Annotated in this window: 12 protein-coding genes and 2 pseudogenes; 9 read left to right on the top strand and 5 right to left on the bottom strand. The window is 36.8% G+C overall.

The window, feature by feature from the left end; genetic code table 11:
• The first annotated feature begins 833 nt into the window (after window positions 1-833).
• The 8 genes from NNC77_RS15590 to NNC77_RS15555 all read left to right on the top strand — a co-directional run bounded on the left by NNC77_RS15590 (window position 834) and on the right by NNC77_RS15555 (window position 7,392).
• Entirely contained in the window at window positions 834-2,048 is a 1,215-nt protein-coding gene (locus NNC77_RS15590) for an ORF6N domain-containing protein (RefSeq protein WP_254971893.1), read from the top strand.
• A 256-nt stretch (window positions 2,049-2,304) separates the two neighbouring features.
• The gene (locus tag NNC77_RS15585) at window positions 2,305-2,937 is read left to right on the top strand and encodes a hypothetical protein (RefSeq protein WP_254986899.1); all 633 of its coding nucleotides are present in this window, start codon (window positions 2,305-2,307) and stop codon (window positions 2,935-2,937) included.
• A 260-nt stretch (window positions 2,938-3,197) separates the two neighbouring features.
• Complete coding sequence (locus NNC77_RS15580; protein ID WP_118192475.1) at window positions 3,198-3,617, top strand: hypothetical protein; 420 nt, start codon at window positions 3,198-3,200, stop codon at window positions 3,615-3,617.
• A gap of 574 nt (window positions 3,618-4,191) precedes the next feature.
• Window positions 4,192-4,473 carry an ORF6N domain-containing protein gene (locus tag NNC77_RS15575; RefSeq protein ID WP_254971720.1) on the top strand — a complete coding sequence of 94 codons (282 nt, stop codon included), beginning with the start codon at window positions 4,192-4,194 and terminating at the stop codon, window positions 4,471-4,473.
• A gap of 10 nt (window positions 4,474-4,483) precedes the next feature.
• Window positions 4,484-5,035 carry a hypothetical protein gene (locus NNC77_RS15570; protein WP_254971721.1) on the top strand — a complete coding sequence of 184 codons (552 nt, stop codon included), beginning with the start codon at window positions 4,484-4,486 and terminating at the stop codon, window positions 5,033-5,035.
• Window positions 5,036-5,202: 167 nt separating this feature from the next.
• Window positions 5,203-5,388 carry a hypothetical protein gene (locus tag NNC77_RS15565; protein ID WP_147350983.1) on the top strand — a complete coding sequence of 62 codons (186 nt, stop codon included), beginning with the start codon at window positions 5,203-5,205 and terminating at the stop codon, window positions 5,386-5,388.
• A 422-nt stretch (window positions 5,389-5,810) separates the two neighbouring features.
• Window positions 5,811-6,299 (top strand): ORF6N domain-containing protein, encoded by a 489-nt coding sequence (locus NNC77_RS15560; RefSeq protein ID WP_254971723.1) that lies wholly within the window; start codon window positions 5,811-5,813, stop codon window positions 6,297-6,299.
• A gap of 61 nt (window positions 6,300-6,360) precedes the next feature.
• Window positions 6,361-7,392: a hypothetical protein gene (locus tag NNC77_RS15555; RefSeq protein WP_254971724.1), complete on the top strand. Its 1,032-nt coding sequence runs from the start codon at window positions 6,361-6,363 to the stop codon at window positions 7,390-7,392.
• 293 nt (window positions 7,393-7,685) lie between these two features.
• Here NNC77_RS15555 and NNC77_RS15550 read toward each other — a convergent pair whose 3' ends face one another.
• The 5 genes and pseudogenes from NNC77_RS15550 to NNC77_RS15530 form a co-directional block, all read right to left on the bottom strand.
• The gene (locus NNC77_RS15550) at window positions 7,686-8,756 is read right to left on the bottom strand and encodes a DUF6371 domain-containing protein (RefSeq protein ID WP_254971725.1); all 1,071 of its coding nucleotides are present in this window, start codon (window positions 8,754-8,756) and stop codon (window positions 7,686-7,688) included.
• Between the two features lie 85 nt (window positions 8,757-8,841).
• A complete protein-coding gene (locus NNC77_RS15545; protein ID WP_254971727.1) occupies window positions 8,842-10,236 on the bottom strand; it encodes a YfjI family protein in 1,395 nt (464 codons plus the stop codon).
• An 11-nt stretch (window positions 10,237-10,247) separates the two neighbouring features.
• On the bottom strand, window positions 10,248-10,616 hold the full coding sequence (locus NNC77_RS15540; protein WP_089542644.1) for a helix-turn-helix domain-containing protein: 369 nt from the start codon (window positions 10,614-10,616) through the stop codon (window positions 10,248-10,250).
• A gap of 99 nt (window positions 10,617-10,715) precedes the next feature.
• Window positions 10,716-11,510 (bottom strand): hypothetical protein, encoded by a 795-nt coding sequence (locus tag NNC77_RS15535; protein ID WP_254971728.1) that lies wholly within the window; start codon window positions 11,508-11,510, stop codon window positions 10,716-10,718.
• A gap of 163 nt (window positions 11,511-11,673) precedes the next feature.
• Window positions 11,674-11,838 (bottom strand): annotated as a pseudogene (locus NNC77_RS15530) (tyrosine-type recombinase/integrase); the annotation flags it as partial.
• Between the two features lie 290 nt (window positions 11,839-12,128).
• Here NNC77_RS15530 and NNC77_RS15525 point away from each other — a divergent pair.
• A pseudogene (locus tag NNC77_RS15525) lies at window positions 12,129-12,268 on the top strand (Arm DNA-binding domain-containing protein); the annotation flags it as partial.

Genomic DNA, 12,268 nt, shown 5'->3' with positions numbered 1-12,268 from the left:
TATTTTTTGAACACTAATAAACTTACATTTTTTGTCGGACAATCGCTAACATTTTATATAAAACTTTCTTAAAGAATTCTGCAGTTGGGCATTATGCACCAAAATTTGCGAAGAGCCAATAATAATATTGTATGGAATTCATCATATCCCCTTATTAGAAGGAAACTTGCTGTTACCCAACAAGAAACAATACAAAATGCAATTTCTAAATTAAAAACGTGTTCATATTTTGATGCAAATATAGCTAAGGATAATGTTAAATATACATTATATGTGAATTATCATAAAGTGGCTTCTGGGTATAAGGCATTTATTGAGAATTTTCCTAATGATATACAGACTGTTATCAAAGAAATGTTGTTATTAGCTTCTCCGCTTTATTATAAAAATCATAAATCATGAGTTAGACTGGGATTAAAGCACTGTGTTTAGCAATAAACGTTATAGTTAGTAATGTTAAAAAAGAGAGTGTAAACTAAACTGTGTCAGGCTATAATAATTATAGTTTAACACAGTTGTCCAGAATTGTAGGAATAGGTAAGTCCGTTCTCTTTTCCACAAGCACATCGAAAGTCTTTTGGATGGAAAGCAACAACTGCTCGATGTCCTTGTTGGTCTCCACGGCTTCCTTGCTCTTGTTCTCCTTTGGCTGCTTTAGAGCTTTATGTTAATAAAACTACAATCATAGCAATAAAACTATTAATTTTACGTTCTTTTCAAAAAGGGGTTGTGCAATAGTGGCTTAAAGGCTAAACGCACTACCTTTGAATGCAATAATAAGTAACAACACGTTTAGGGTCACAAATTGTGATCTCAAAAATAAAGATAGAAATATGGCAGACATAACGGAAAAGACAGGAAACGGCGAACTGGTCACAAATCGTGACCAGTTGGTTGGTGTTGACAATATAGAGCCTCTAATAAAAATCATTAGAGGACAACAAGTTATGCTTGACCGTGACCTTGCCACACTTTATGGCGTTGAAACAAAGCGTCTTAATGAGCAAGTAAAACGTAATATTAAACGATTTCCAGAAGATTTCATGTTTCAATTGACCAAGGACGAATGTTTAAGGTCGCAAATTGCGACCTTAAACGAAGGACGCGGACAACATTTGAAATACATGCCTTACGTATTTACTGAAAACGGAGTCGTTATGCTTAGTAGTGTTTTACGTTCTGACACTGCGATTGAGGTGAATATTCGAATAATGCGAGCTTTCACTTCAATGCATCACTTTCTACAGAACAATGCCGAAGTGTTTCAGCGTCTCTCGACTATGGAATACCATCAATTGGAAATGCAACAACACTTGCTAGAATCCGACAAGTGTATAGAAGAAGGGTTCCGTAGATTGGACGAGGGCAATGCAAAGCCGAAACAAGGTGTGTTCTACAGAACTATCTTTTGGAAAGGAACTAAACAAAAATTAGTAATGAGATTTTGCGCGATATTAATACTTTCTGTGATTTCAATTCTAAACAGTTTGGAATTGAAATCACAGACTGTTGTAAACATTTTAAGTAATGGTTATAAGTTAGAGAGAAGTTTATTCCTACATGGGAAAAAAATCGGGGTATATAATAAAAAGGGTAGATTGATTAAATTGTCCACAGATGACAAAACGCGTCAAAAGATATTTTTAAATCAATCTAATAGCCTAACAGATTATGGAATAAAGCTAAAATATCCCGAGGTCATATATAAGGATGCATGTGTTATTGCTGATATTTTATCAAGTTATGACTCAAGCGAAATCTTGTCATTTACAAAGCCAATAGGGGAACAAAAAAAGATTTCTATACAAAATATCAATAAGTATTACACATATCTTGATGCCAGTGTTGACTATGTGTTAAGTATTGAAATTATAGTCAAGGATTGTCTTATTACTCAATATAGTTATACATATAAGCCAAACATGTCTGACGTCATTATTTCATATACATGTGTCTTTACTTATGATAAGAATAATAGGGTCGTAAAATTAAAAAAAGAATATAGGAAACACTATGAAACAATAGAATTCATATATGAAACCAAATAAGACATGTTTCTTGCCAAGTCATATTGTGACATAGGTAATTCATGAAGTTCATCCAGCATAGTGGCCCCGGATGGTGAGATTACCACCACATTCGAGTACGACGATCACATAGGTGCATCCATTAAGGACTTAGGCAAGAAGTGGTTTGGTTTCTCAAAGATGGAAATACTTACACCAGATGAATTGGTGGAAAGGATCAATAGAGAGTAATCAATACGCAATATTTCAAGAATATAAATATTAAAAATTACGAATTATGAAAAAAATACCATTTATAATGATTGTAGTTTGGGGAATAGCGGTATTATGTACACTATTCTTGAGTTCATGCAAGCGACCAGAGGTCTTAGACAATAGTACTCTTGTAAATAGCGCAAGAAACGTGGCTTTGACCTTTGGTCCTGCGTATGTTCCATTTTTTAAAGAGGCTAACGTATCGGATGTTCAAGTTTTTAAAAAGAAGGATTACGGAGGAGACAGCCGCCCTCAAATAAGAAAACAGATAGGAAGAAAGTTCTATACTGTAACTTTTACATATGATAGTACTGCCGTTAAATTTGATTTTGGATTTGCAGCAAGAGTCAGAATATGGAAAGATACAGGGGAACCATTAGATGTTATATTTGGTAATGGTTGGGGAAGAAATTTTTTCTTTTTAAGTTTTAAGGAACAAACAGATCATTCTGCAAATGACTATGAGAAAGTGGCTTCTGACTCTATTGTTAAAGTACCATTGCAAACTGTACATGAACCAGAGAACATTTGGAATTCCAATGCAGACAACAAACAAGACAGCCTATCAACGAGAGATTTTTCATCCCATGGCTTTGTGGAAGACAAGAAGGCTATTACTAAAGTTTTTAAAGAGTTCAGCAAGTTTTGCATGTGACTGAAGCTCTTTTCCAAGTCGTACATCTCTATTGATGGAAGCAAGTTTAAGGCTGTAAATGCTAAGGACAACAACCTTACTCTAAGCAACAGTCCAACAGACCATGGTCAGCTTACAAGCGTAGCATCTGAGGTGAAAGCCGATTATGGTGTTGACGTTCTAGAATCTACTGCAGACAAGGGGTACGAGTGTCCCGAGGATCATGCAGATGCATTGGCTAATGGTATCGTACCAAATTTAAAAAGTTAAGAAATAAAATTATGACAAAAAAAATATCGCTTATATTTTTCTTTCTCTTTTTTATACAATATTTCATAGGACATCAATCCAATATGTTAGCTAAAGGTATTAAATTTTATGTCGGAAAGTTCGAACTTTCCGACATGAAAATATCTTTAAGACTTACTATTGAAGATAATAGAAATGGAACGCTAAACATTTCCAAATGGATAAAAAGTAAGGGAAAGAAATATAAAATTGAAGAATTCTATTTTACTTCATTTGAAGCCGACACTTTGATATTGTCAGGAGAATTATTATATGATATAAAATATTTAGTAAAGAAACAAAAACGTAGTTGTTTTATTTATCCTATAAACTCTTTACCTGACGGCGTCCTTTTCTGTGATGAAAATACGAAAAGAATTGAATTGATAGAAAAAAAACATAGTAACAAGTAATATGTTTTTAACAATAAATCCGTGGGCATCACCTATGTTGTCCACGGATTGTATTTTAGTTTTCAAACTTTATGCTTTAATAGTGTTTTTTCTTTAGCTCATTGCTGAAATAAAAAGTATAAAATAAACTGTGCCAAGCTATATCAATTTTCCATTAATGGAATCCAAGCTGGCTCTATTTCCAAAAACTGCCGTATATTCTTCAAGCTTATCAGCACACCTGCCTCCAGCGTAATGAGGCTGGCGAACGAGTGTCGTCACGAATGGTAAGAATAGGTAAGTCCGTTCTCTTTTCCACAAGCACATCGAAAGCCTTTTGGATGGAAAGCAACAACTGCCCGATGTCCTTGTTGGTCTCCACTGCTTCCTTGCTCTTGTTCTCCTTTGGCTGCTTTAGAGCTTTATGTTAATAAAACTACAATCACAGCAATAAAACTATTAATTTTACGTTCTTTTCAAAGAAAGGGGTTGTGCAATAGTGGCTTAAAGGCTAAAAGCACTACCTTTGCATACAACAATAAGTAACAACACGTTTTAAAGTCACAATTGTGATCTCAAAAATAAAGATAGAAATATGGCAGACATAACGGAAAAGACAGGAAACGGCGAACTGGTCACAAATCGTGACCAGTTGGTTGTTGTAGATAATATAGAGCCTCTAATAAAAGTAATTAGAGGACAGCAAGTTATGCTTGACAAAGACTTGGCAACGCTATATGGTGTAGAGACACGAACTTTGAACCAAGCAGTCAAACGTAACATTCAGAGGTTCCCTTCTGATTTTAGGTTTCAGTTAACAATGGAGGAATGTTCAAAATCACAGATTGAGGAATATCATTCCTTCAGAGAAATTTAAAATAACAGGTATGAAATATTTAATGCAAATATTACTTGGTTTAATACTTTTACAACTGCTGCAATCATGTGATTACAGTAAGAGTCGCGATGTGTTGTGGATGAAAAAAAATTTTGAAAATAATGCAGAGCTTTTTTTTGATGTTACTAATTTATTTAATAACTCTATTCCAATAAAATTAAAAAAAGAAAATTATGTTAATTTTAATATTAATGATAAAAATAATAGTGTTGATATTATTATAATAAGCAAAAAAGTAATTAATGGAGAAAGAGTCACTCAAAAAGCTAACTCACAAAGGTTAGATAACAAGAATTTTAATCTATTATTGAAAAACTTAGGATGGAACTATTCAAAAGTTGATTCAATACGAAATATGTTACAGAGGATAAAATGCAATACCATTAGAACCGTTGATTATAAATATTTTGATGTTGAAATTTATGATAGCTCTAATTTATCGTATTCATATTTACATCTCAAACATAGTATAGAGTACCATAATATTAAAACAATATCAAATAACTCTAAATATGGTAATCTGTTTTCCATTTCTCTGTAACTAATAGCTTGTAGCCGAACAGTAAAAGAAAACAATTGCAAGCGTGTAAAAAAAAGAGTATCACGGCATTATATTGAAACAATGTCGTGATACTCTTTAATCTGTATTCTGATAACTATCTATTTGCGTCAACAATTTTAGCACTTCTATTGGTCATGCCTACGAGTATGAAGCCAACCTGGAGGTCGCACGAACATCCAGACCATTTGGGTAGCAGTAGTTACATCACCAACCTTGATGGCGAGATGGTGCAACATATCGAGTATGTGCCTTTCGGTGAGGTATTTGTTGAGGAACGCAACAACCGAAGGTGCCGCAGAACCATAAAAATCACGTTGATAGGGCAACTATAATCATTTTGTAAGCGTTCCTTGATACGCAAAACATTGAGAATCAGCGCAATAAAATCCGTTGATGCACAAAGTTGCCTTTCCGCAATGTTACCCGCTTTGCATAGGTAACTGTGGCTCACGATTTAGTAACTGAACTACTTCAATATTCCTCACTCGCTTGCTTTATGCCGATTTGGCAACTTTGTGCAAATCTACTCATTCCCAACTGTTTACGTTCCAACCACTCTTGTTCTCCTTTGGCTGCTTTAGAGCTTTATGTTAATAAAACTACAATCACAGCAATAAAACTATTATTTTTACGTTCTTTTCAAAAAGGGATTGTGCAATAGTAGCTTAAAGGCTAAAAGCACTACCTTTGAATGCTGTTAAATATGGTAATGTTCAAAGTCACAATTTGTGATTTTGAAAAAATGAATATAAATATGACAGATAAAATAGAAAAAAAGGAGAGCAGCGAACTGACCACAGAAAGTGACCAGTTGGTTGGTGTTGACAATATAGAGCCTCTAATAAAAATCATTAGAGGACAACAAGTTATGCTTGACCGTGACCTTGCCACACTTTATGGCGTTGAAACAAAGCGTCTTAATGAGCAGGTAAAACGTAATATTAAACGATTTCCAGAAGATTTCATGTTTCAATTGACCAAGGACGAATGTTTAAGGTCGCAAATTGCGACCTTAAACGAAGGATGCGGACAACATTTGAAATACATGCCTTACGTATTTACTGAAAACGGAGTCGCTATGCTTAGTAGTGTTTTACGTTCTGACACTGCGATTGAGGTGAATATTCGAATAATGCGAGCTTTCACTTCAATGCGTCACTTTCTACAGAACAATGCCGAAGTGTTTCAGCGTCTCTTCCTCTTGGAATACCATCAATTGGAAATGCAACATATCTATTTTTGACTTTATGTGCCTTTTAATGGCACGAAATTTATTTGTGTATAATCATTATTTGGTGGAAAATATGGTAAAAAAGATAATTTTATTATTGGTGGTCATTTTGCACCTTTGTGGTTGCAATCAAAAAGTCCAATGCACAGAAACCTCTGAGAATGACAGCATAGCGGAATTTTTCAGGAAGTTTTATGTTGGCTGTAATGACTATTATGCTCAAAGAGTTAATGTCGATGATTCTAAAGGCAGAGCCTACTGTCAAGCTTTGCAAGACGATTTTGTATCATTCCTCAAAAACTTCTGCTGTGATGATATTGTTGCTGACGTTAATAGGATGAATTTTGATATATATGGGTGCGATATAGATACCCTGAATGATAGTGTATTTGGTTCTTTGTATGTGGAAAAAATGAAATATGACAAGAATGTTTATATAGTGCATCTGCAAACAGATTCCCTACATATTCAAAGACCATATACACTTACCAAACAGGGTGGAAAAATGAAAATCTCTGCCATTGGCAAACGCAAACTTCCCATGGTATTTTGTAATGACACATTATGGATAAAGGATTGTCCTCAATGTATTGATGAATTTAATAAATGGCATGGAGTTGCTATCTCAACCAATTATGATGTAGTTGATAGCTTAAAGCTCGCTAAAGATTTTAGGGTGGCAATTTTGTCTCCTAATTTTGATAGTTGGAAAGATGCTCCTATACCTCCGATTTGCTCTGATCGTCTCTTGCTTGTTGAGTATAAAAATAAACAGGAGGTTTATGATAATGTGATAGGCAATGGAGAGCCTACTGGAGGGTGGTTACCATATGAAATGCTGGTTAAACCATGGAAAGACAAAACTACGGATTTTGTAGAACGCAGTGACTTCATTCTTTCATATGGTGATGGTAATGGGTACAAGATTTATTATACAATAGGTATCAAAATGATAGAAGGTAAGGCTTATGTGACGGGCATAAAGTGGGAAGAACATGACTCTGGACTTTTATTTCGCAAACAAATCGTACAAGAGTATGATGGCAAGCAAATGCCTTTATCTTCATATAGTAGGTGTATGCCTTGGGAGTTGTCGCAAGAATAGGAATCATTAATCGATGACATATATAGTAGAAAGAAAAAATTGGCTTTTTCTACTCATTCCATGTAAAACGTTTTATCATATGACATGCATATATATACGACAGTTAATCAATGAATCTATACGACAGTAAGTCATCATATATGCAATTCTCTGCTTACCGACAGGTTGATTTGATACTCGACTTTGGAGAGGTATCTACCGATAGGCAAGTGCTTTCGAGAGTAACTCGAAAGGTTTTGAGTAACTCAAAACATAACTTGCTATCGTCAGATACCTCGATTTTTCAAATCATCTCAGAGTCTGAAACCACGTTGCCTTTTAGGAGAGCGGAAACGTGGTTGAGGCTCGTCAACAATTTCGAGTTTGAAGACATCTATCAACTTCCGAATGGCAGGATTCTGTTTGAAGAGGGCTTGAAGTTTTGCTTCTGCAGGCTTGATTTTGAGCAAATAATCAGCAATGTCCAAGCCTTTCGCTTTATCTTCTTCGCAGGCTTGATGCTCTAAAAAGTCGAAAAGTGTTGCACGGATGCCGAGAACTTGCATCATTGGCAGCTTATCTTGCCAAACTGTTGTCGCTCCCAAATCAGGGAATAAGACCACATCTCTGTTTTTCAGAACAGATAACGACTTCGTGTTAAAGCAACCATTCTTACCACCACTTGCTATCCATAAGAATTGAGGAAGATAGTAGGAGGCTATCAAGGCTGTCTTCTCACTTTCAACCAATGCTATAGGCTTGGTCTTGACTGCATTGATAAGATGCTCACCAAAGAAACATTGACAGAGATTGAAATCCTTGTGGGGAATAAGCGAGTGTACCCATGAAATATGGTTGTATGGTTCTTTTACTCGCTTACCTGTCTCAGGATTATAGAGCATTACCTTACCAGTTCTCACCTTGCCTTGATTGTCAACTTGCCAAAATACCGTGGCACCAGTCCAGTGTTTGGAAGTTCCGACATGATATTTCTCCATCAAAGAAAGAGTAGCTGTTTCACCGAATTGAGAAGATAGAAACAAGAAAAGGTTGTTCGCCTCATAACATTTCTGAGAACTTCGCATGATGTTCTCGTCTATATAAGAAGTGGGTAATGGCTTCGGCATTTCTCTCTTCTTATATGAAATAGTATCATCCTTTGTGAATGTCTCATTCTTTTCGGGATTCTTCTCAAAAAAATCCTTGGGAGTGAAGTGATAACCACAACTTTGCTCATGGTTGCAGCGACCCACGTAAGGAGGAAACTCAATCTTCCCTTCTGTGTCAATATATCGGGCGAAGCTACGTTTCTTATGACATTCTGGACATGTATGTCGGGTAGCGATGCCTTTGTATGGCTCTAATATGAATCTATGTGTACTCATTTCATTTCTTTTTTATGTGGCGGTTCTGTCGGTTTTGTCGCTTTTGGTATTAAAACCGTCAAAAGCGACAAAACCGACAGAACCGTCACGAGTTAATCTTTGAATATTCTCCATGCTTCTCTTTGCGAAATAGGACTCCGATGTTATCATTCAGAAATCTTTCCAATGTCCTTGGCTTCATGTCGTTCTCTTTGGCGACATCATGAGCTTGGGCCGTGGTGAATGTTGCAGGAAGATGGTTGACGATTGCTTGTTGTTGAGCGGTGAGCATATTCTCGTTGAGGATATTTTGTACTGATATGGCAGAGTTCTTGAAATACTCTGTCAATCGGATGGCTCGCTCTACACTCAGCAGGTCGATGGCTTCCTTATCACATTCTCCACACGTCCATCGTGCCAATTGAATGATCAGACAGAAACGGATGATGTATATCTCCAACTTGCAATAGATGCTGACAATGGTATCATTTGTTTCATTGTCGCATTGCTCAGAGAAGTGATGCTGCCATTCATAGAGCCTTGCCTTAGCTTCTTCAGTGAATGATAAGACATGAGGCTCGATTTCCTGTTGCTCATTTATTGGACACTCCATATCAATAAGGTGTTGAATAATGGCTTGCCAATCTCGCTCTATATTATCGGGCAACTCTCGGTCACTCCATCTCGCTTTCTGCTGAAGGTTAGGCATGACGAACAAAATGCGATCGATGAAGCCGTTGCTGGAGCGTTCGCCTTTCGCCAACTCACTAAGTATCTTCTTTTGGATGGTTCCGATTACTGAGATATAGGGGCGTTTAATGAAGATGGAACTCTTGGAACTTCTTCTGTCTGATATGGTTGTCTTGGCGCTAAAGATAGATAGCCAGAACTGTTCCTCTGAACCATTGTTATAGCGGTTGAAGTTTTTGAACCATGCAGACAACTCGTCTGTCCATAGGCATAAACCCCTCTTGTTCTGCGCATGAATATAGCTCAAGCCTTCTGGTGTGACATCAGAGACCAAGAAACGTTTGCGTACAGGTTCTTGCGGAAATCCATCCTCTCCATTTTCAATGCGTTCCTTGCGAGACATGCACATCTTTTCCTCAAACTTACTGTATTGCTCCTCGAACAACTTGTTTTGCTCATAGTCGTAATCGAGGAATGGCTTCATAGCGAAGCTAAGTGGGTGACTCTTGTTGGCTCCTGGTCTTCCGATAAGAGCCATGTATAAGATAGGACTTTCAAGCCAACCTTGTTTCATCTGTGCCAAGTGCGTGTTGCCGATACCAACAGCCAATGCAGTGAGTATGGCTGCTGATATATAGTCGGTAGGAAAACTGTGGCATTCGTGTACCTCCTTGATGATTCTCTGAATCTTGGCAGGAAAGATGCTTACGGGAAACTGGCTACCTGATAGGCGAGTACTCATATCAATAGCCTTATCCATGATAATCATTGGATTGATGGAAGTTTCCTTATTGTTATTTAAAGCTGTCATTTGGCATAGAGTTAAAAATTATACATTGACTTGGGTTTGCGCTTCATTCCTCCTTGCATGGCTTTTAGCATTTCAGAATGGTTCTGCTCCTTGGTAGCTTTTCGACCATTCTCAATCCATGCAAGCAGCTCATCCTTATAGAAGTATAGCTTCTTACCTTTTTTATAGGATGGCAGAATGCCTTGGTTAACCAATCGATAAATGGTTGGCTTCGACTTCATTATAATAATAGCAGCCTCATCAATCTCAACCAATATATGGTTATTTGCTGATGATGTAGGTTGAAGTGCTGATACCATTTGCTTCAACTCGATAACTTGTTCTGTTAAATAAGATACCGCTTGTGGTAACTTATCAAAGGTGATACTTTCATTTATCATATCTGTTCATTTTTTATTATTCGGGTACAAAGTAAATGAGTTATGTAATGGGGTTAAATATCACTGAGATATAACCTCTGAATAACTGCTCAATGCTTATCAGCAACAATAATGTGTCTTGATTCCGCCTTGAACATCTAAGCTTGGTAGTAATTCTATGATGCAGGTACCTTCCATTCTTAACTTCCTCATAATAGTGGATATTTCCACATCAACCAGCGCATCAGCAAAAACTTGTTTTATAAAGGTTGCTGTATCAATGCCTTTCTTCTTGAAAAGGTTTCCTATATTCCAAGCATAATGCATTAAGTCTATAGTACGAATAGCCTTGTCAACAATCAATGAATGATGTCTCATGTGTGTAGAGGCACAACACTGGAAAATAGCGATGTTGTCACAAAGTTGGTTCAAATGCTCCTCTTTCATGTAGGCAGCAAAAGTTCTTCTGGTATAATCGATAGCTGAGTTTAACAAGACCTTTTCCTTTTTGGCTTTGTCTTCCAATGCTTCCTGTCTCAACTGTTCATAGCTTGTAATACAAGAAGAGGCTTCATCTTCATAGACGAAAGTTACATCTTCCAGGTTTAGCTCTTCCCCCTCGTCATATGTATTTGTTTCATTGATGGCAATAGAAGACAGACGCTTTCTTTCTGTATTGTTTACTGTATTACAAAAGATATGCTTAAACCATGGGGCAAGCAATCGTACGATACTATCTAATGCATGGAGATAAACAACCATCAGTATGGTGGTTGAGATAACGAACGTCAAGTTGCAGCTAAAGGTGTCTACACCATATTGCATAGCTTCGTTGCGAACAAGTGCACCAATGATAGACATTGCACACAAAACCAATAAATGTTGTGTCAAAAATTCTTTTTTAAACTGTTTCATATTGCGTATTATTAATCATTTGTGGCGCAAAAATAGGAAAAACTGCAGAAACTGACACGTGAGTCACGCATAACTCACGTAAAACTTTTAGGAGCCTTTAACTAAAAAGCCCGATATTGAACATTTTTTCAATATCGGGCACCATGAAATGAATGCAATGAATTTATTTAAGAGAAATCTTATTTGCTGTCTCTCTTTTCTTTGCGTTCACGAGGTCGGCATATATCTGTGTTGTGCTTACATTCTTATGGGTAAGCATCTTCGAAACCGTGTAAATGTCTGTGCCTAAGGCGATTTGGATTGTTGCATACGAGTGCCGGAAGCAATGCACAATTTAAGCAAAAGCAACGGAAAGTGAATATGAGAGGAATGAACTACAAGTGGTTGAAAATGAGCAATATTTCATAATTCTGCCAATTGGCTACAAAGCAAAGCCGAGCAGGATATTGAGTTATTTCAGTTACCAAACCATTAGCGGTCAGTTACCGAAACCAACACTGCTAACGAGGTGAAAAACAAATAGTTTGTCACCAGTGTTTGTTGCACTGTTCTGCACAACTTTCAATGACGGAGAATGCTTACTGATTGATTATTTTTGCAAACTAAAAAAGTAAGCAGATGAAAGTTGAAAAATTCAAGGTGCTGCTCTACCTCAAAAAGAGCGGATTGGACAAGAACGGTAAGGCTCCCATCATGGGACGCATCACCCTCAACCGAACAATGGCGCAGTTCGGTTGCAAGTTGTCATGTACGCCAAA

It is taken from the genome of Segatella copri, from assembly GCF_024330485.1.
GTDB lineage: Bacteria > Bacteroidota > Bacteroidia > Bacteroidales > Bacteroidaceae > Prevotella > Prevotella copri_L.
This window is presented reverse-complemented; position numbering and strand designations above follow the sequence as displayed.